This window comes from Jannaschia faecimaris (assembly GCF_900107415.1).
Classification (GTDB): domain Bacteria; phylum Pseudomonadota; class Alphaproteobacteria; order Rhodobacterales; family Rhodobacteraceae; genus Jannaschia; species Jannaschia faecimaris.
On the sequence record NZ_FNPX01000014.1, the window covers coordinates 26,873 to 46,234 of the forward strand.

Consider the following 19,362-nt stretch of genomic DNA (forward strand, 5'->3'; position numbering starts at 1 on the left):
CTGACGTCGAAAGAAAATGGCCCGCGGCACAAGCCGCGGGCTTTTTCGTTGCCTCGACATCGGCGGCACACTGGTTAACACTTGAAACTAAAAGGGCCCCTACGCTGTGCGTGGGGCCCGTACTAGTTAACAAAACAAGTAACTAATTAACCTTTGCGCGGTCACAACACGACCGGCTCTCCTCTTCTTGTAACCCAACTTTGTCGGCGAGTCGAATGATTCTAAAGTGCCTTGAATCCCGTGATATCAAAAGATTGTTTTTAAAACAAATAGATAGATGTAGAAATGCTAAAGACTGTCTTTTTGGATAGGTGCTTTCAGCAAAAGTGATGCCGATGCGGCATAAATTGTCGTGATCGGGCAAGCGTTAACCTTTTGCTGGAGACAATGCGGCCTGACAGGCTTGAATTGACGCCTCGATGCGGTCAGCAAAGGCACCTGCACGGCCTAAAGTGTGAACGTCGATGTTCAGGGTGCCAATCGCCCTGTCGCCGCCAATATCCTGATCGAATGTCGCGTCCGAGCGTGATTCGGCCTTGGTGCTGTCCGACGCGCAGCCCTCGGCCCCAGTGAGAGCGGATACTGAAACGAGTGGTTTCGCCGAGATCAGGATCTTGGCCCTCTTGCTGGAACTCCCTGACAAGTTCCCTGCGGTGGCCTTGTCCGGTGCGGCTTATTGGACATACCGGTAACGCATCTGCAAGTTTGAAGATTTTCGTGATTTTCCGTCTTGACCCGAATCCGGTTTGGTTTCATTGCGCCGCATATAGACGCCAACGCACGCGCCTCTGGCACGGCCGACGATGGAGCCCTTCCTTACTGGAAGCACCACGGCACGGTTACGTAGCGACGGTAACGTCTCCTTTATGAAGTGAGCGGTCTGTGCCGGGATTTGACCCCCGGAATGGCCGGGTCTGTTGGAGATGACCAATGAACGCAGTAACCGGCTTTGGCCGTCCGCAATTCGTCACGTCTGTTTCGCGCGTGGAATCCTACATTGCCGCACACGACTTCGCGCATCCGACGTTGGTCATCGACGTGGACGCCGTCGAGCGTCAGTTTCGTGCCCTGTCCGCCGGTCTGGTCCGTCGTGACGGCCGCCACGCGCATATACACTACGCGGTCAAGGCGAACCCCCACACCGCAATAATCGAGCGTCTGGTCGCCTTGGGGTCCGGCTTCGATGCGGCGTCCCGTGGTGAAATCGAATTGGTCCTTGGCCAAGGTGCCGACGTCGATCACGTCTCCTTCGGCAACACCATCAAGAAGGCCTCCGACATTCGTTGGGCGCACGCCGTTGGCATCACGCTGTTCGCCGCAGACGCGGAGGAAGAGCTGGAGAAGCTGGCCGAGAATGCCCCCGGTGCTCGCGTCTACATCCGTGTGATCGTCGACAACCCCGAGGCCGACTGGCCCCTGTCGCGCAAGTTCGGCTGTGCGTCCGACAAGGTGATGCAGCTTCTGGACCGCGCGCGTGACTTGGGTCTCGTCCCCCACGGCCTGTCCTTTCACGTCGGCTCTCAGACCCGCGAAGCCCGCATGTGGACCGGCACGCTGGATCAGGTCGCTGCCATCTGGGCGCGTGCCCAGGACGAAGGGTTCGACCTGCAGCTTCTGAACATCGGTGGCGGTTTCCCCGCGTTCTATGGCGAGGAAATCCAGGCTCCGACGTCTTACGCGCGTTCGGTGATCGCTCTGATCGAAGACCGCTTCACCGATGTACCGCAGATCATGGCCGAGCCGGGCCGTGGCATGGTCGCCGAAGCCGGTGCGATTGCCGCCGAGGTCGTTCTGGTCTCCAAGAAGTCGAACGATGACCTGCACCGCTGGGTCTATCTTGATATCGGTCGGTTTTCCGGTTTGGCCGAGACTGAGGGCGAGGCAATTCGCTACCAGTTCGTGACCCCACGGGACGGCGACGACACCGGCCCTTGTGTTGTGGCTGGCCCGTCATGCGATTCCGCCGACGTGATGTATGAAAAGCGCCCGCTCCAACTGCCTCTGTCGCTGAAAGCTGGCGACAAGATCGTGATCCGCAATTGCGGCGCGTATACCACGACCTATTCCTCCGTGGGCTTCAACGGCTTCCCGCCGCTGGACTCCGTGGTGATCTAGGGGCCAGACCGTGTAACCACCCGCATTGCACGACCCGACCCCCGCCATTTGGCGGGGGTTTGCATTTTTTGTGCGCGTCTCGAGACGATGCGTTTCGCCGCCAGGTCAGGGTTTGTCAGGCAAAGGCGGCCTCAAGCGCGATCTCGACCATGTCCCCGAAGGAGGTTTGGCGATCGGATGCGGGGAGTTCCTCTCCGGTGAGGAGGTGGTCGCTGACCGTCAGGACCGCCAGCGCGCGGCACCCATGACGGGCCGCTAAATTGTAAAGCTCCGCTGCCTCCATTTCGACCGCCAGAATACCGTGACGAGTCATCATCTCATTCAGGTCGGGCCGTTCGTCGTAGAAGACATCCGAGGAATAGATGCCGCCGACATGCACCGCACTACCCTTGGCCTGCGCCGCGTCGTAGGCTGCGCGGAGGAGGCCGAAGTCGGCGCAGGGTGCGAAATTCACCTCCCGGAATATACCGGACGAAGGGGTTGAAATGCTGCTGGCTGTTTGTGCCAAGATCACATCGCGCATCTTCACGTGGGATTGCATCGCGCCAGTCGAGCCGATGCGGATCAATGTCTTGGCCCCGTATTGGGTGATCAGTTCATTGGCATAGATCGACAGGCTGGGCATTCCCATTCCTGACCCGTGAATCGTAACAACGTTGCCCTGCCATGTTCCGGTAAATCCCAGCATCCCTCTGACGTCATTTACCAATTCGGCGTTTCTCAGAAACGTCTCCGCCGCCCATTTCGCCCGCAGAGGATCCCCCGGCATCAGGACGGTTTCCGCGATCTGGCCTTTTCTGGCGCGTATATGGGCGGTCATTGGGAGCTCCGGGCAAAGAAAAGGGGCGCATGGTTGCGCCCCTTAAGCCGTAATCTCATCGTAATTGTCTAGATGGCCAGGTCTTCAGGCTTCTTGCCCGAGTCAATCGCGTCCTTGAACCACTGCGGCTGGCGTCCGCGTCCCGACCAGGTCTTGCCTGGGTTTTCAGGGTGGACGTATTTCGGTGCGGCAGAAGTGGCTTTGCCCTTCTTTCCGCCGGTGAAGTCAGCCAGCGAAAAACCCATTTCCTTGGCCATCGCTTCCAGTTTGTTCTGCGCTTCTGCTCGGATCCGGTCGTCGTAGTTCTTTACGGCAGCTCCGACCTTCTTCTGCAATTCCAGAAGTTCAGCCTTATTCATCTTGTCGAGATTCATCACATACTCCGAGTAAACAGATGAGATCGGCTTATGCGCCCAAATTATCTTTTGCAAGTAAATCCTATTGGGCCGCGATTTCTCTCGGGTCGGCCAATTCGATGATATCCGCCATGATCTTGTTCAATTCAAAATCCTTGGGGGTATAGACCGCCGCCACGCCATAACTGCGCAAAAGCTCCGCGTCGTCATCGGGAATGATGCCGCCGACAATGACGGAAACATGGCCCAATCCGGCGGCCCTCATTCGCTCCATCAGATCATCGACCAGCGGCAGGTGACTTCCGGAAAGGATCGAAAGGCCAACGACATGCGCGCCTTCCTCCAAGGCTGCGGCAACGATAGCTTCCGGGGTCAGTCGGATACCCTCGTACCGAATTGCCATGCCGCAATCGCGCGCGCGCACGGCAATTTGTTCAGCCCCGTTTGAGTGACCGTCCAAGCCCGGCTTGCCCATCAGGAAGGTCAGCCGCTTGCCCAGCCGGGTCGATACCGCGTCGACGGCGGCGCGCAGAACGTCCAACCCTTGTACGTCGTTCGATGGCGATGATGACACGCCGGTCGGCCCGCGATATTCACCGTGCACCGCGCGCATGACCCCGGCCCATTCACCGGTCGTCACGCCTGATTTCGCGGCGATTATCGATGGTGGCATGATGTTCGTGCCCTCCCGCGCAGCCTTTTCCAACGCGTCCAGCGCCGCGCGTACGGCTTCTGGATCGCGGGCACCACGCCACGCGTTCAACCGTCCTACCTGTTCGGCCTCCACCGCCGGATCGACGGTCATTATCCCTCCATCCTCGCCTACCAGGGGTGAAGGTTCTCCATCGGTCCAGGCATTGACGCCGACAACGGTGGTCTCGCCGCGCTCAATACCGCCAAGACGGGCAGCGTTCGATTCGACCAACCGGGATTTCATGTATTCGATCGCCGCGACTGCACCGCCCATACCGTCGAGAATTGCCAATTCGTCGCGCGCACCGTCTTTCAGGGCTTCGACTTTCTTGGCGACCACGGGCGACCCATCGAACAGGTCGCCGTATTCCAGAAGGTCGGTTTCATAGGCCAGAACCTGCTGCATTCGGAGCGACCATTGTTGATCCCAAGGACGTGGCAATCCCAACGCCTCGTTCCAGGCCGGGAGTTGCACCGCGCGGGCCCGCGCCGATTTGGAAAGCGTCACCGCCAGCATTTCCAGAAGGATACGATAGACGTTGTTTTCCGGCTGCTGCTCGGTGAGGCCCAGGGAATTGACTTGAACACCGTATCGGAACCGGCGGTATTTTGGATCTTCGACGCCGTAACGGTCGCGGCAGATCTCGTCCCACATTTCGACGAAGGCGCGCATCTTGCACATCTCGGTGACGAAACGGATGCCGGCATTCACGAAAAATGAGATCCGTCCGACCAGCCGGGGGAAATCATCTGCGGGGACCTTGCCGCGCAATTCATCCAGAACCGCCGTTGCTGTGGCCAGGGCAAAGGCCAATTCCTGCTGCGGCGTCGCGCCCGCTTCTTGCAGATGATACGAGCAGACGTTCATCGGGTTCCATTTTGGGATCTCGGAATAGCAGTACTCGGCCACATCCGCGATCAGCTTCATCGACGGTTTCGGCGGCAAGACATAGGTACCCCGCGACAGGTATTCTTTCACGATGTCATTCTGAACGGTGCCTTGAAGTTCCGAAACGTCCGCGCCCTGTTCATCGGCCACGGCAACATAAAGCGCGAGCAACCACGGCGCGGTCGCGTTTATCGTCATCGATGTGTTCATCTGGTCCAGCGGGATATCCGCGAACAGGCTGCGCATGTCGCCCAAATGGGCAACCGGAACGCCGACTTTCCCGACTTCACCGTGCGCCAGGATGTGATCGCTGTCGTATCCGGTTTGCGTCGGCAGATCGAAAGCGACGGAAAGGCCCGTCTGCCCGCGCGCCAGGTTTGCCCGGTAAAGTGCATTGGACTTCGTTGCGGTCGAATGCCCGGCATAAGTTCGAAATAGCCAGGGGCGATCTTTCTGCGGTCCGTCTTTCTGCGTCATGGCAATTCCCCTAGTAATAATGTTTCAACAATTACGAAATTCTGGTCAGATTGCGCAAGTCCAATTTGCCGCGCCGCGGCGTAGCGCGGCACGCGAGGGTTGACGGGGCTCATCCCGTGCTGTGCACCTGTGGGAGGAAATTGGTCTTCGCCGGAGGTCGGGTGTCGCGAACAGTTGAATTGCCGCTTTGGATCCTGATTCTCCTTGGGCTCTTTGCGACCGTGACTTTCGCGTCGCATTTTCTGTTTCCATCGGTGCGCTGGTTCTTTCGCAAGCGGGCGGAGCGGCTGGTTGCCAAGCTCAACACGCGGTTGGCGCGGCCGATCCAGCCGTTCAAGCTGGCGCGGCGTATGGATACGATCAATCGCCTGATTCACGATCCCGCAGTGGCACAAGCGGTCGTCGACCATGCGCGCGAACGGGACATTCCCGAAGACGTCGCCTATGAAACTGCCCGACGGTACGCGCGGGAAATCGTGCCCGGCTTTTCCGCTCTGTTGTATTTCGGGGTCGCCACCAAGCTGGCACGCTGGTTGTCGCGGGGCCTTTACCGCGTGCGCGTCAGCGGCGAAGAGTCGGTCCTGACACAGATCGATCCCAAAGCAACCGTAGTCTACGTGCTGAACCACCGGTCAAACATGGACTACGTGCTGGTTACGTGGCTGGCCGCCCGGCAGACCGCGCTCGCCTATGCTGTCGGCGAATGGGCACGCCGTTGGCCGCTGGGCCCGCTGATCCGTGCCATGGGCGGCTACTTTGTGCGGCGAAGGGATTTGAACTCCCTCTATCGTCGCGTGCTGGCGCGCTATGTCCAGATCGCGACCGCCAACGGCGTGACCCAAGCTGTATTCCCCGAAGGACGTCTGTCGCGAAACGGGGCGCTTCAGTCGGCGAAGCTTGGTATTCTGAGCTATATTCTGGCTGACCACGATCCCGCGCGCGATGTGGTCTTTGTCCCCGTCGCGGTTAACTACGAACGGGTACTGGAAGATCGCGTTCTAATTGCCGCCGGGGGGGACACCGCGCATACGTTTCGGCTCCGTTGGTGGATGGTTGTGCGCTACCTCTGGCGGCATGTGCAATTGCGCCTGACGGGTCGGTTCAGCCGGTTCGGATATGCCGCCGTCAGCTTCGGGCGGCCAATCTCGCTTCAGCGATTCTTGTGGCAGGGGCGCTCGGACGCGGCCAGGGATCTGGGTGAAGCCCTTCTGGAGCGTATAGACGAGGTTCTGCCCGTCCTGCCGCTCGCGCTGGTCAGCGAAGCGTTGGTCGAAGGGGCGCGCGACGTCGCTGTCGTTGCAACCCACCTTGAGGTTCGGTCCGAATACTGGCGCGATGCGGGCCACCCCGTGCATAGTGCCCTGCGTGAGGCGCGGGACGCGGCAATGGTGGCGCTTCGGATGCTTGAAATCAGGGGGGCCATAACGCTCGATTCGCACCGGATCACCGTCCGTGACGACTGGTTGCCTGTCATCCGCTACTACGCGAATAACTTGCCCCTGCAGCATTCTGACAAGACATAAAATTACAATACGCGGCAAACAGGGGTTGGAAAGTTACTTTTGTGCTGATAACTTCGTTGCGACGCAGCGTGGTTCCTTCCGCGGTGCAGCATCAACGCCGGAGGACATGACATGGCCCTTGATACACGCCCCGCCCCGCTGACCTACGATGCGGCTGTCAAAGACCTGTACGAAATGGGTGAAATGCCTCCGATGGGCCATGTCCCCAAGCAGATGTACGCTTGGGCCATTCGCCGCGAGCGGCACGGTGAGCCTGAAACCGCGATGCAGCAGGAAATCGTGGATGTTCCGGAACTGGACAGCCACGACGTCCTTGTTCTCGTGATGGCGGCGGGGATCAACTACAACGGTGTCTGGGCCGCGCGCGGCGAGCCGATCAGCCCGTTCGATGGCCATGGTCAGCCGTATCACATCGCCGGGTCGGATGCGTCCGGGATTGTCTGGGCCGTGGGCGACAAGGTCAAGCGCTGGAAAGTGGGTGATGAGGTCGTCATCCACTGCAACCAGGACGATGGCGATGATGAGGAGTGCAACGGCGGCGACCCGATGTATTCACCCACGCAGCGGATCTGGGGCTACGAGACGCCCGACGGCAGCTTCGCCCAGTTCACCCGTGTCCAGTCGCAACAGCTGATGCCGCGCCCCAGGCATCTGACGTGGGAGCAGTCGGCCTGCTATACGCTCACCTTGGCCACTGCCTATCGCATGCTGTTCGGGCATGAACCGCATGACCTTAAGCCTGGTCAAAACGTGCTGGTTTGGGGGGCTTCCGGCGGCTTGGGGTCCTATGCGATCCAGCTGATCAATACGGCAGGTGCCAACGCGATCGGCGTCATCTCGGACGAGAGCAAGCGCGACTTCGTCATGGGGCTGGGTGCCAAGGGAGTCATTAATCGCAACGACTTCAACTGCTGGGGCCAGATGCCTACAGTCAACACGCCCGAGTACAAGGCCTGGTTCACCGAAGCGCGCAAGTTCGGCAAGGCGATCTGGGACATCACGGGCAAGGGCGTGAACGTCGATATGGTGTTCGAGCACCCCGGCGAAGCCACGTTCCCGGTCTCTACCTTCGTGTGCAAGAAGGGCGGCATGGTCGTAATCTGCGCCGGGACCACCGGATTCAACCTTACGTTTGACGTCCGCTACATGTGGATGCACCAGAAGCGCTTGCAGGGGTCCCACTTCGCTCACCTCAAGCAGGCGTCCGCCGCCAACAAGCTGATGGTCGAGCGGCGTCTTGATCCCTGCATGTCCGAATGTTTCGACTGGGCCGATTTGCCCGAAGCGCACATGAAAATGCGTCGGAACCAGCATAAGCCCGGCAACATGGCCGTTCTGGTTCAGGCCCCTGTGACCGGGCTGCGCACCTTGGAAGACGTGCTGGAGGCCGGTTCGGCCACTTGATCCCCTGCCGATTCTCGTTGCAACGGCCCCGTCTGACCGACGGGGCCGTTTTGCCTTGGTCCCATACGTCCGCGCTATCAATCGCGACCGATTGCAGTCCCCGCAGTTTCTGCGGAGGTCAGAAACGTGAATGGCCTGGTTTTCATCGGGCCGGCGCGCGTGCACCGCTTCGCGAAGAGCAAAGAAACAGTAAACTTGGCGGGGCTACTGGACGGGCGGCCACCGCTGCTCTCGCCAAAGCGGCCCGGGATGCCGATGGTCAGGCGGTGCCGGATCGCCTGAAGTTGGACGACTGCCGGAGGGGCAAACGCATATCGCTGAACTAACGGACTTGCGCTAAGCGACTTGTGACGAGCGCGCCCGCCTTTGGGAACAAGAGTTCAGCCTGCCGATCCGAGGTCCGCTTTGTCTTGTTTGTCGTAAGCAGACGTCCCGCAGGTGATGCCGAGGATCGGTTCGACCGGCGGATAACAGGGAGCATTCGCCGGTGCACCAGAACCTTTTCGGCGGGCGCTAGGAAACCGTTAATCCGCCCCGCCTCATTCCCTCCCGTCACTATCGACAAAAAGGGGACAACTATGATCCGCTATCTCTACGGTACGCAGCTGACCGACCATCCGGCGCTGGCCGCCGCCATGTTTGGCGACCGGGCCGCGCAATTTCGCGATCGCTTGGGCTGGGACGTCACGGTGGATGCGATGGGATGGGAGACGGATACCTATGACGCTCTGGATCCGCTCTACGTTATCGTTTGTGACGCGAAAGGCAGGCACGCCGGGTCCATGCGCTTTTTGCCGACGATAGGTCCGACGATGGTGTCGGAGGTCTTCCCGCATCTGACGGCGGGACCGGTCCGGTCGCCCGATGTCTGGGAATGTACTCGCGTCTGCCTGTCGCCGGGTACGGACGCGGGCGTGGCGGGACGACTTCTGCTGGGGGCATCGGAACTGGGGTTGGGTCTTGGCCTGAGGGCCTGCGTTGCGGTCTTCGATCAGGCCATGATGCGGGTCTGTCGTCGGCGGCGCTGGGCCCCAGACATCTTGGGCGGCGCGAACGGCATCAGCGTCGGTCGATGGACCTTTGACACCATCCGGCACGATGCGCTCTGCGCCGCGACTGGCACCTCGGCCCGGCAGTCGCGCGACTGGTGGGAGGTGACCTTCGGCGACCTGTCCATCGTGCCCCTTCCCGTCGGCGTCTGAGGGGCTACAAGGGGGCGATGAACACGCCCGCCCCCCAACTCTCCCCGGATCAGGCCGAAGCCTGGGATCGCATCGCTGAGGTGCTGTCCGACAGCGGCGTGTCGCTGGCCGACGGCTGGGCGTCTGAGCGGGAAGATGAGGAGAGCCGCGTGCTGGCAGTTACCGGCAAGGCAGGCTCGGGCAAGACCTTGTTGCTGGTGGAACTGGTCAAGTCCATGCGTGAAGCAGGTCTTGATTTGGTGACCGGTGACTATGAGCGGAAGAAGAAGGACCGTCGATCGCTGGCTGTGCTGGCCCCTACGAACAAGGCCGCCAGCGTGTTGCGCAACAGGGGGGTGCCCGCGACGACGATCCACCGCATTCTCTATACCCCTGTCTATGACCCTGAGTACGAACGGATCGCCGAGTGGCTGGCCGGGGATGCCAGCCGGCCTGACACTGACGCCCTGAGCGACGAGATGCTTGACCGCGCCAAGCGGGTCTTCGACGAGACAGGCTCCGTCCCCGGCGCGCTGGCTGCGGCTGGTCTGCGCGGATCGGATTTCATCACCGGCTGGAAGCGGAGGGATAACCCGCTCGACGTGGGTTTTGTTGATGAATCCTCGATGCTCGATGACAAGCAGTTCGAAGACCTGAAGGAGATCTTTCCCACGTTGGTCCTGTTCGGCGATCCAGCTCAGCTAGCCCCGGTGAACCAGTCGGGGCGCATGGTTTTCGACCGGTTCTCCGGCGACGACCATCTGCATCTGGACCGGGTGCACCGACAAGAGGCGGACAATCCCATCCTGGATCTTGCCCATGCGCTGGGGGATTCGCAGCTTGGCTTCCACGAGTTTGAACAGATGATCGAAGAAGCCGCCGCCAAGGATGACCGCATCGTGGTTGCGGCCCGAGTGGACAGCGATCTGATGGCCCGGTCGCCGGTTCTGGTTTGGCGCAACGCGACCCGTATCCGCCTGATCCGCGCCTTCCGGCAGGCACACGGGGCCGATGACACGATGATGCTACCCGGCGAGCCGCTGATCTGCGACGGGCTGGAGCTGCCGCTCAAACACCGCAAGCGCCGCATTGATCTGGAGGCGCGGGGGCTGATCAAGGGCGCGCAGGTCGTTTACCTTGGGCCGGGGCGGAAACCGGGGTTCAGCAAGCTGCACGTGGTCGGCGCGCCCGAACCCGAGATTTCGGTCAGCTCCATCGTCAAGATCGAGCACCCGGATGAGGAGGAGCCCTTCCTTCCATTTGCCGCCCACATGGGGGCGGCGTTCCTACACGGGGCTGCCGTCACCACGCACAAGGCGCAGGGGTCGCAGTGGGACAGCGTGCAGGTCTTTGCTCCCGATCTCTATGCCGCATCCCGCGCGGGCCGGGTCGAGGCGGGGCAACAGTTGTGGAAGCGGCTGGCCTATGTGGCGATCACGCGGGCCGTCTCTCGCCTGATCTGGGTGAAGCGCTATGCGCTGGCCATGCCCAAGTCGCCGCTGGACACGTCCGACTTGAAGGCCGAACCTGCGCCCCTGACACTCATGGCGCAGGAGGCCGAGGAATGAACACGATCCTGATCACAGGTGCCTCGTCGGGAATTGGTGCGGCGACAGCGAAACTGTTTCTGGATCGCGGCTGGACTGTGGGCCTGATGGCGCGCCGCGAAGAGGCCATGCGCGCGGTCGCCGCCGACCATCCGAATGCGCATATCCTGCCAGGTGACGTCACCGACCCCATACAAGCCGAGGCTACCGTCGATGCTTTCGTCGCGAAGGCCGGGCGTCTGGACGTGCTGTTCAACAACGCGGGCATTTTTATCCCTGCCGCTGACATTGACCGAACGGCTGTCGAGGATTGGAATACCGCCGTTTCAGTCAACTTGACGGGTATGTTTCTGATGGCCCGGGCGGCGTTCCGGGTGATGCGCGCACAGGGTGCGGGTCGGATCGTCAACAACGGCTCCATCAGCGCGCATGTGCCGCGCGAAGGGGCGGTGAGCTACACCGTTACCAAGCATGCCATCACAGGCCTGACGCGCCAGCTGGCGCTGGACGGACGGGCTCTGAACATCGCTTGCGGTCAGATTGATATCGGCAATGCAAAGACCCCCATGCTGGAAGAGCTGGACGCCACGCAGCGCGCCAGTGGCGGTGCCGGTGTACCGATGATGGCGGTCGAGGACGCGGCCCGCGCTGTCTTGCAAATGGCCGATTTGCCGGACGGCACCAACGTCCTGACCATGACGATCATGGCCAGCAAGATGCCCTACGTTGGCCGCGGTTAACGTTTGAAGATGCGGAAGACGGCCGAAGCGCCCCAGCCCGCCGCTATCGCGATGAACAACGAGAGTAGGCCGTAGATCAGAGGCTGTTCATGGGCGAGAGCATAGATCCAACGTTCCAACCCGACCTTTTGAACGTAGATCGACGTGCCATAGCTATCGACCACCTTGCCGTCACGGGTCAGGAATATGCGGGTGTTGTAATTGCCCTCGGTCAAGTCGGCCGGCAGAGCGATCTCGGTCGAAAACAGGGTCGAGTCGCGGACATTCACCGACTCCTCCGAGGTGCCATAGATGCCCGAAGCCGTATGGACCCGGATCAGCGCATCGAGGAAATGGGGATCGCTGTCCGATATCATCGCCATTCCGGGGGCCGTCAGGGCGCGGCGGGTCGTGATGGACCATTCCTCGTCTTCCTCGGGCAGGAGGGCCTGCTCCAGGGGAACCGAGGACGACACGGCATAGAAGCTCGGCACGCCTATGGCTTCGATGGAGTCGGTGTTCACCCAGATGCCCAGACGCTTTTCCTTGCGACGGATCGTGACATCTTCGCGCGGGCCGGCCACGGTCACGATAATGGCAAGGCGCTGGCCGGTGGGCTCCGGCTGGTCGCGTTTGACCGCCCCGAAGATCAGAATTTCAGACCCGTCGAAATTGGTCGAGATGGAGATGCGATCCTGGCTCATGTCGGCCACGATCTCTTCCGCCAGCAACGGCGCGGTCATCAGCAGCACAAGGGCAAGCGCGAGACGGATCATCCGTGGCCCCCGGCACCGATCGAGTAAAGCTCGGACGGTTGCAAAAGCAGGTCCAGCGCCAGCTTGCCGCAGACCGCCAGCACCATGAGCGCCAGCAGGATGCGCAACTGTTCGGCCTTCATCTTGACCCCGATGCGCGTTCCGATCTGCGCCCCGACCACACCGCCAACCAGAAGCAGTACCGCCAGGACCATATCGACCGTGTAGTTCGTCGTCGCGTGAAGCATCGTGGCAAAGGCGGTGACGAAGATGATCTGGAACAGTGATGTGCCGATAACGACCTTGGTGGGCATGCCCAGCAGATAGATCATCGCCGGCACCATGATGAATCCGCCGCCCACGCCCATGATCGCGGCAAGCACGCCGACCAGCAGGCCGACGACGACGGGGGGAATGACGCTTATGTACAGACCGGATGTCCGGAATTTCATCTTGAATGGCAAAGCGTGAATCCATCCGCGCTGCCGACGTACGGTACGGGGTGCGGGGCCCGCGCTGCGGGATTTGCGGATGGCGTTCAGGCTTTCGAAGAACATCAGCCCGCCGATGATCCCCAGGAAAAGGACGTAACAAAGCTTCACCAGCAGGTCTACCTGACCTAGTTCGCGAAGCATGTTGAACACCTGCACGCCCAAGGCGGCACCGATTAGACCACCGACCAGCAGGACGAATCCCATTCGCAGGTCCACCGTCTTTCGCTTGAAGTGGGCCAATACACCCGAAAACGACGAAGCGACGATCTGGTTCGCCTCGGTCGCGACGGCGACGGCGGGGGGGATTCCGATCATGAACAGAAGCGGCGTCATAAGAAAGCCGCCACCCACCCCGAACATTCCGGACAGTACTCCAACCAGCCCCCCCAACCCCAGCAGGAGGAAGGCATTTACCGAAACCTCGGCGATCGGAAGGTAAATCTGCAAGGTGGCACCTCTTGGGTGGATGCCCTCTTTGTCTGGAATGACGACGGTGGTGTCAAACCCCGTGCCACATTCAAATGGACAACATTCGAGATCTGATGGGAAGTGGCCCTAACTAGAAATCACCACTGGTCCTACATCACGACGCGGAAGGGTCAAGAAAGGAAACGGGTCAGGACCTTTTCCAGCTTGGCTGCGCCCAGCGGTGCCATTGCCTTTGTGTGTTCATGGCTGATCGACTCGTTCGACAGACCTGCCGCCATATTCGTGATGGTGGAAACCGCGGCGGCCTTAAGGCCCAGAAATCGCGCCAGGATCACCTCCGGCACTGTGGACATGCCGACGGCGTCGGCACCCAACATTCGGATCGCGCGAATCTCGGCAGGGGTCTCGAAGGAGGGGCCCGAATACCAAGCGTAAATACCTTCATGCAGATTGACGTCTTCGGCCTTGGCTGCCTGTCGCAAAGCCTCACGTAGGGCGGGATCATGCGCGTCGCCCATGGGAACGAAGCGACGGTCCGTCGACTCCCCGATCAACGGGTTCAGGCCCGAAAAATTGATATGATCCGACAGCAGCATCAGAGACCCGGTCGGCATATCCGCGCGCAAGCTGCCTGCGGCGTTGGTCGCGATGACACCTTCAGCCCCTAACTCCGACAAGACCTCCAGAGGCAGGCGCATCGCGTCTGACCGCCCGCTCTCATAGTAGTGTGCCCGGCCGCCAAAAACGGCGACGCGGGTGTTGCCGATCTGCCCGATCGCCAACTTTGGACTGTGCCCCGATACACCCGCATGTGGAAATCCCGGAAGGTCGGCATAATCAATCGCAACGCCGCGCACCTGATCCGCCAGATGGCTCAGCCCGGATCCCAGGATCAGGCCGAGGCGGGGTGCTTCGGCCCCGGCCCTGTCGCGAATCAGGGCGGCGAGATCAGCGCTCTTTGACATAGGGTTCGCCTCCGGCACGCGGGGGGATGGCCTTGCCGACGAATCCGGCCAGGATCACCACCGTCAGGATGTAGGGCAGCGCCTGCATGAACTGCGTCGGGATCGGAATGCCGAGGAGGTCGAGTGACTGAAAGCGATTTCCCAAGGCCTCCAACAGGCCGAACAGAAGCGTCGCGCCCAAGGCATACCACGGCCGCCACTTGGCAAAGATGAGCGCCGCCAGTGCGATGAACCCGCGGCCCGCCGACATCTCCTTGACGAAACCGGCGGAGAGGGCCGTTGCGAGATAGGCCCCGGCAACCCCGCAGAGCACGCCGCAGATCATCACGGCGGCGTAGCGCAAACCGACAACGCTGACCCCAGAGGTATCGACCGCTGCCGGGTTTTCGCCCACCGCACGCAGACGCAGCCCAAAGCGGGTGCGGAAGAGCACCCACCATGACAGGGGCACCAACGCCAAGGCTGCATAGACTAGGATCGAATGACCCGAGAGCAAATCCGCATAGATTGGTCCCAGAAACGGAATGTCGCGCAGGCTATCGGCGAAGGGCAGGGTTATTTCCTGGAACCGCGCGCGGCCTTCCAATTGCGGTGTGCGACCGCCGAGCGAGAACCACGCCTCGCCGATCACGACGGTCAGGCCAGATGCAAGGAAGTTGATCGCCACACCCGAGATCAGTTGATTGCCCCGGAAGGTGATTGACGCCACCCCGTGAATCAGTGCCAGCGCCATCGACGCGACGATGCCCGCCAGCAGACCTAGCCAGACGTCGCCGGTAAAGCTGGCCACGGCCGCCGACATGAACGCCGAGGCGAGCATCTTGCCCTCCAGCCCGATATCGAAAATTCCGGCGCGCTCGGAAAACAGGCCGGCAAGGCAGGCTAGCAAAAGCGGGGTCGCCAGCCGCAGGGAGGAATCGAGGATCTGGATAATGCCGAGGAAATCCATGTCAGCTCTCCACCTTGCCTTTTTCGGGATGCCCGCCAGCCTCGAGCGGTGTGGTCGGCACCGGCGGGGATGGACGACGGCGACGCGATACGAAGATCCGCTCCAACGGCAGGCGCACCATGTTGTCGAGCGCGCCGGTGAAAAGGATGACCAGCGCCTGTATCACCAGGATCATCTCTCGGGTCATGCCGTTCATCTCGAATGTCAGCTCCGCTCCGCCTTGGTAGAGTGCGCCGAACAAGATGGAGGCGATGAACACGCCAAGTGGATGCGACCGGCCCATCAGGGCCACTGCGATGCCCACGAACCCCGCGCCCTGCACCGGGTCGAGGACCAGACGCTCGGCCTCGCCCATTGTGGCGTTCACGGCCATCAGCCCGCACAATCCACCCGAGATCAGCATGGCGACCATCGTGATGCGTATTGGCGAGATGCCCGCGTAGACCGCACCCGGCTCCGATTTACCAAAGGACCGGATCTCGTAGCCCAGGCGCGTGCGCCAGATCAGGAAATAGACGCCCACGCAGGCCAGGATCGCGACGAAAAAACTGACGTTGAGCGGGGTGGAGCGCGAGAACCCTAGGAACGGCAGCACATCATAGGCATTGGGCAGGCGTGCCCCTTCGACGAAACGGGCAGTTTCCGGTGAGGCGCTGCCCGGTACCTTGAGAACGTTCGCCAGAAGGTAAACCATCAGCGCCGAGGCGATGAAATTGAACATGATCGTCGTGATGACGATATGGCTTCCTCGCCTGGCCTGAAGATAGGCCGGGATTGCGGACCAGAGCGCCCCGAAAAGCGCCCCGCCGATGACGGCGGCCGGCAAGGCCAGTGCCCAGTGCGGCCAGTTGACCGACAGCGCCACCAGCGCAACGCCGAGGCCGCCCAACGCCGCCTGGCCCTCGCCCCCGATGTTGAATAGCCTGGCGTGGAAGGCCACGGCGACGCCCAGCCCCGTGAAAATGAAGTTCGTCGCGTAGAACAGTGTGTAGCCCCAACCATAGGTCGATCCGACAGAGCCATTGACGAGGATGTAGAGCACCTCGAATGGGTTCTTCCCGATCAGCAGGACCACCAGCCCCGACACGAACAGCGCCAGGAAGAGGTTCACGATGGGGATCAGGGCGATATCGACCCATTTCGGCAGCGCGTCGTTCATGCCGCGTCTCCTGCTTGACTGAATTCGGGCACCAATTGCACGCCTCTCTCAGGGTCAAGACGGCAATATCCAGACCCTTGATTGGAAATGCGAATCCCAAGGGTCTTTCGTTGAGCGGCGAAGGGAAGCCGGCCACCCGATCCTCGTCGAGCAATAGCTTGACGGCAGGTATCGATGAGCGCCCGGATCATGCGGCGGCCGTTCCTGTCATACCGGCCATCAAGAGTCCCAACTCTCGCTGGTCGGTCTCGGACGGCAGTCGCTCGCCCATGATGCGGCCATCGAACATGACGGCGATGCGGTCCGAGAGGGCCATGATCTCGTCCAATTCAACCGAAACCAGCAAGATCGCCTTGCCCTGATCCCGCAGTGCGATGATCTGCTGATGGATGAATTCGATGGCCCCAATGTCGACACCGCGCGTCGGCTGACCAATCAGCAGGAGGTCCGGGTTCCGCTCGATCTCACGGGCCAGAACGATCTTCTGCTGGTTGCCGCCCGAGAAATTCTTGGCCGCCAGCGTCGGGTCAGGGGGGCGCACGTCGAAGCGCTCCATTTTGCCTTCGCAATCACGGCGCATCGCCCCGTGATCCATCAGAAGGCCGGGCGCGAATTCCGGATCGTCTTGGTAGCCAAAAGCAATGTTTTCCCAAGCGGCAAAGTCCATGATCAGACCTTCGCGCTGCCGGTCTTCGGGCACGTGGGCGATGCCGCGTGCGCGCCGGCTTCGCGCGTCCGAGGCGTTGCCTGTCAGGTCGATCGGTTGGCCGTTCACGCGAATGGTCCCGGTCCCGCGCGCATAGCCGCCCAGCACTTCCAGCAATTCGGATTGCCCGTTGCCCGCCACGCCCGCGATGCCCAGCACCTCGCCCGCGCGAATTTCCAGGTCGATGCCGCGCAGGCGCTCGACCTTCTGGCCGTCCACGACGCGCAGGTTCTCCACGTGCAGGATGACGTCGCCCGGCTTGGCGGGCGTCTTGTCGACCCGCAGCAAAACCTTGCGCCCGACCATCAGCTCGGCCAGTTGCTCGGGAGAGGTTTCGGCGGTCTTGACGGTGGCCGTCATTTCGCCACGGCGCATCACGGAAACGGTGTCGGTGATTTCCATGATTTCGCGCAGCTTGTGGGTGATCAGGACGATGGTCTTCCCTTCGTCGCGCAGACCTTGCAGAATCCGGAAAAGGTGATCCGCCTCGTCGGGGGTCAGGACGCCCGTGGGTTCGTCCAGAATCAGGATATCCGCCTCGCGGTAGAGCGCTTTGAGGATTTCCACGCGCTGCTGCTGGCCGACGCCCAAATCCTGGATGATGGCGTCAGGATCGACGTCCATCTCGTAATCTTCCGCCAATTTCTTCAGCAGTTTTCGTGCCTTCGACAACGACGGCTTCAACAGCCTGCCATCTTCCGCGCCAAGGATGATGTTTTCCAGCACCGAGAAGTTCTCGACCAGTTTGAAGTGTTGAAACACCATGCCGATGCCGGCATCGATCGCGGCTTGGCTGTCGGGGATTTCAGTCTTATTGCCGCCGATGAATATCTCCCCGCTGTCGGCCCTGTAGAAGCCGTAGAGGATCGACATCAGCGTGGATTTGCCCGCTCCATTCTCACCTATAATACCGTGGATCGAGCCGCGTTTGACCTGGATCGAGATATCCTTGTTGGCTTGGACTGGGCCAAAGGCCTTGGAGATGCCGCGCAATTCGATCGCCAGTGTCTCGTCCATACCCAGTCCTCATCCCGTCTCCGGTCATCAAGTGGGAAAGGGGCCCGTGGGGGCCCCGTTCTGATCGTGTATTGCGAACGCGCCTCAGTAGGCGGGGCAGGTGCTATCGGTGGTGAAGTCGTGGACCTCGATCTCACCTGCGATGATCTTGGCCTTGGCCTCCTCGACGGTGGCGACCATTTCCGGTGTGACCAACTCGGCGTTGAACTCATCCATCGAGAAGCCGACGCCCTCGTTGTCCAGACCCATGACGGAGATCCCCGTCTCCAGTTCGCCTGCGGCGGCCTGGGTGAAGGTGTCATAGACGGCATTGTCGACGCGTTTGACCATGGACGTCAGAACTTCGCCGGGATGTAGGTAGTTCTGGTTGGCATCGACGCCGATCGACAGGATGTCGGCGTCAGCGGCCGCCTGAAGCACACCGATTCCGGTTCCACCGGCCGCGGCGAAGACGACGTCGGATCCCTGGCTGATCTGGCTGCGGGTCAGTTCAGCACCCTTGACCGGGTCATTCCACGCGGTGGGGGTGGTGCCGGTCATATTGACGATGACGTTGGTGTCTGCGCTGACGGCTTTCGCCCCTTGGGCATAACCACAGGCGAACTTGGAGATCAGGGGCACATCCATGCCGCCGATGAAGGACACGGTCCCCGTTTCCGAGGCCATGGCAGCCATCATGCCCACTAGGTAAGAGCCCTGATGCTCGGAAAAGACGATCGACTTCACGTTCGGCTGGTCGACGACCATGTCGACGATCACGAAGTTGGTGTCGGGATAATCTGGTGCGACCACTTCGAGGGTCGATCCGTTGGCGAAACCCAAAACGACGACGGGGTTGGCACCGCGCTCGGCCATGCGTCGCATAGTCTGTTCGCGCATCGCCTCGTTTGCCAGCTCGGTCTCCTCGTATTCGCCGCCGGTTTCCTCGACCCAGCGTTGAGCACCGTTGTAGGCGGATTCGTTGAAGGATTTGTCGAATTTGCCACCGAGGTCGATGACGAGGCCGGGGGTCGCGGCGTGGCCGTCGGCGAACGACATGCCCGCAGTCAGGGCGATTGTCGCAACGGCACCCATGAGGGTTCTGTTGATGGTCATTGGTCTCTCCCGTCGAGGGGCGCGCTTTTTGCCGGTCGACCGGTCTCCGCGCCACGATTAATGGATCGG

16 protein-coding genes are annotated in these 19,362 nt (G+C 61.1%); 6 read left to right on the top strand and 10 right to left on the bottom strand.

Features of this window, described 5'->3' with window-relative positions:
• The first annotated feature begins 930 nt into the window (after positions 1-930).
• Positions 931-2,115, top strand: a complete 1,185-nt coding sequence (locus tag BLV27_RS13870) for a type III PLP-dependent enzyme (RefSeq protein WP_092647008.1) — start codon at positions 931-933, stop codon at positions 2,113-2,115.
• A 115-nt stretch (positions 2,116-2,230) separates the two neighbouring features.
• Here BLV27_RS13870 and deoD read toward each other — a convergent pair whose 3' ends face one another.
• The 3 genes from deoD to BLV27_RS13885 all read right to left on the bottom strand — a co-directional run bounded on the left by deoD (position 2,231) and on the right by BLV27_RS13885 (position 5,350).
• Positions 2,231-2,935, bottom strand: a complete 705-nt coding sequence (gene deoD, locus BLV27_RS13875; RefSeq protein ID WP_092647010.1) for a purine-nucleoside phosphorylase — start codon at positions 2,933-2,935, stop codon at positions 2,231-2,233.
• A 68-nt stretch (positions 2,936-3,003) separates the two neighbouring features.
• Positions 3,004-3,309 (bottom strand): H-NS histone family protein, encoded by a 306-nt coding sequence (locus BLV27_RS13880; RefSeq protein ID WP_092647012.1) that lies wholly within the window; start codon positions 3,307-3,309, stop codon positions 3,004-3,006.
• 64 nt (positions 3,310-3,373) lie between these two features.
• A complete protein-coding gene (locus BLV27_RS13885) occupies positions 3,374-5,350 on the bottom strand; it encodes a protein meaA (protein WP_092647014.1) in 1,977 nt (658 codons plus the stop codon).
• Between the two features lie 161 nt (positions 5,351-5,511).
• On the opposite strand from BLV27_RS13885, the gene BLV27_RS13890 reads away from it, so the two are divergent.
• From BLV27_RS13890 to BLV27_RS13910, 5 genes are all read left to right on the top strand, one after another.
• Positions 5,512-6,873 (top strand): 1-acyl-sn-glycerol-3-phosphate acyltransferase, encoded by a 1,362-nt coding sequence (locus BLV27_RS13890; protein ID WP_092647016.1) that lies wholly within the window; start codon positions 5,512-5,514, stop codon positions 6,871-6,873.
• Positions 6,874-6,984: 111 nt separating this feature from the next.
• Positions 6,985-8,277: a crotonyl-CoA carboxylase/reductase gene (gene ccrA / locus BLV27_RS13895; protein ID WP_092647018.1), complete on the top strand. Its 1,293-nt coding sequence runs from the start codon at positions 6,985-6,987 to the stop codon at positions 8,275-8,277.
• A gap of 578 nt (positions 8,278-8,855) precedes the next feature.
• The gene (locus BLV27_RS13900; protein ID WP_092647020.1) at positions 8,856-9,479 is read left to right on the top strand and encodes an acyl-homoserine-lactone synthase; all 624 of its coding nucleotides are present in this window, start codon (positions 8,856-8,858) and stop codon (positions 9,477-9,479) included.
• A 17-nt stretch (positions 9,480-9,496) separates the two neighbouring features.
• Positions 9,497-11,026 (top strand): ATP-dependent DNA helicase, encoded by a 1,530-nt coding sequence (locus tag BLV27_RS13905; protein ID WP_092647022.1) that lies wholly within the window; start codon positions 9,497-9,499, stop codon positions 11,024-11,026.
• Positions 11,023-11,745 (top strand): SDR family oxidoreductase, encoded by a 723-nt coding sequence (locus tag BLV27_RS13910; RefSeq protein WP_092647024.1) that lies wholly within the window; start codon positions 11,023-11,025, stop codon positions 11,743-11,745. Before BLV27_RS13905 ends, BLV27_RS13910 begins: the two co-directional genes overlap by 4 nt.
• On the opposite strand, the gene BLV27_RS13915 is transcribed toward BLV27_RS13910, so the two are convergent.
• The 7 genes from BLV27_RS13915 to BLV27_RS13945 all read right to left on the bottom strand — a co-directional run bounded on the left by BLV27_RS13915 (position 11,742) and on the right by BLV27_RS13945 (position 19,293).
• Complete coding sequence (locus BLV27_RS13915) at positions 11,742-12,500, bottom strand: TIGR02186 family protein (RefSeq protein ID WP_092647026.1); 759 nt, start codon at positions 12,498-12,500, stop codon at positions 11,742-11,744. The genes BLV27_RS13910 and BLV27_RS13915 overlap by 4 nt on opposite strands.
• Complete coding sequence (locus BLV27_RS13920; protein ID WP_092647028.1) at positions 12,497-13,420, bottom strand: sulfite exporter TauE/SafE family protein; 924 nt, start codon at positions 13,418-13,420, stop codon at positions 12,497-12,499. The genes BLV27_RS13915 and BLV27_RS13920 overlap by 4 nt, the downstream gene beginning before the upstream one ends.
• A gap of 152 nt (positions 13,421-13,572) precedes the next feature.
• Positions 13,573-14,367, bottom strand: coding sequence for a purine-nucleoside phosphorylase (locus BLV27_RS13925; RefSeq protein ID WP_092647030.1), 795 nt, complete (start codon positions 14,365-14,367; stop codon positions 13,573-13,575).
• Entirely contained in the window at positions 14,351-15,316 is a 966-nt protein-coding gene (locus tag BLV27_RS13930; protein ID WP_092647032.1) for an ABC transporter permease, read from the bottom strand. The genes BLV27_RS13925 and BLV27_RS13930 overlap by 17 nt, the downstream gene beginning before the upstream one ends.
• A gap of 1 nt (position 15,317) precedes the next feature.
• Positions 15,318-16,475, bottom strand: a complete 1,158-nt coding sequence (locus tag BLV27_RS13935; protein ID WP_092647034.1) for an ABC transporter permease — start codon at positions 16,473-16,475, stop codon at positions 15,318-15,320.
• Positions 16,476-16,662: 187 nt separating this feature from the next.
• The gene (locus BLV27_RS13940) at positions 16,663-18,198 is read right to left on the bottom strand and encodes an ABC transporter ATP-binding protein (protein ID WP_092647036.1); all 1,536 of its coding nucleotides are present in this window, start codon (positions 18,196-18,198) and stop codon (positions 16,663-16,665) included.
• Between the two features lie 84 nt (positions 18,199-18,282).
• Positions 18,283-19,293, bottom strand: coding sequence for a BMP family lipoprotein (locus tag BLV27_RS13945; protein WP_092647038.1), 1,011 nt, complete (start codon positions 19,291-19,293; stop codon positions 18,283-18,285).
• Positions 19,294-19,362 lie beyond the last annotated feature (69 nt).

What these genes read in the sequence shown, in the direction of transcription:
- BLV27_RS13885 (WP_092647014.1), bottom strand. Translation starts at nt 5,350, where the DNA reads ATGACGCAGAAAGACGGACCGCAGAAAGATCGCCCCTGGCTATTTCGA.
- BLV27_RS13900 (WP_092647020.1), top strand. Translation starts at nt 8,856, where the DNA reads ATGATCCGCTATCTCTACGGTACGCAGCTGACCGACCATCCGGCGCTG.
- BLV27_RS13915 (WP_092647026.1), bottom strand. Translation starts at nt 12,500, where the DNA reads ATGATCCGTCTCGCGCTTGCCCTTGTGCTGCTGATGACCGCGCCGTTG.
- BLV27_RS13930 (WP_092647032.1), bottom strand. Translation starts at nt 15,316, where the DNA reads ATGGATTTCCTCGGCATTATCCAGATCCTCGATTCCTCCCTGCGGCTG.
- BLV27_RS13910 (WP_092647024.1), top strand. Translation starts at nt 11,023, where the DNA reads ATGAACACGATCCTGATCACAGGTGCCTCGTCGGGAATTGGTGCGGCG.
- ccrA (WP_092647018.1), top strand. Translation starts at nt 6,985, where the DNA reads ATGGCCCTTGATACACGCCCCGCCCCGCTGACCTACGATGCGGCTGTC.
- BLV27_RS13905 (WP_092647022.1), top strand. Translation starts at nt 9,497, where the DNA reads ATGAACACGCCCGCCCCCCAACTCTCCCCGGATCAGGCCGAAGCCTGG.
- BLV27_RS13925 (WP_092647030.1), bottom strand. Translation starts at nt 14,367, where the DNA reads ATGTCAAAGAGCGCTGATCTCGCCGCCCTGATTCGCGACAGGGCCGGG.
- BLV27_RS13870 (WP_092647008.1), top strand. Translation starts at nt 931, where the DNA reads ATGAACGCAGTAACCGGCTTTGGCCGTCCGCAATTCGTCACGTCTGTT.
- BLV27_RS13935 (WP_092647034.1), bottom strand. Translation starts at nt 16,475, where the DNA reads ATGAACGACGCGCTGCCGAAATGGGTCGATATCGCCCTGATCCCCATC.
- BLV27_RS13940 (WP_092647036.1), bottom strand. Translation starts at nt 18,198, where the DNA reads ATGGACGAGACACTGGCGATCGAATTGCGCGGCATCTCCAAGGCCTTT.
- deoD (WP_092647010.1), bottom strand. Translation starts at nt 2,935, where the DNA reads ATGACCGCCCATATACGCGCCAGAAAAGGCCAGATCGCGGAAACCGTC.
- BLV27_RS13945 (WP_092647038.1), bottom strand. Translation starts at nt 19,293, where the DNA reads ATGACCATCAACAGAACCCTCATGGGTGCCGTTGCGACAATCGCCCTG.
- BLV27_RS13880 (WP_092647012.1), bottom strand. Translation starts at nt 3,309, where the DNA reads ATGAATCTCGACAAGATGAATAAGGCTGAACTTCTGGAATTGCAGAAG.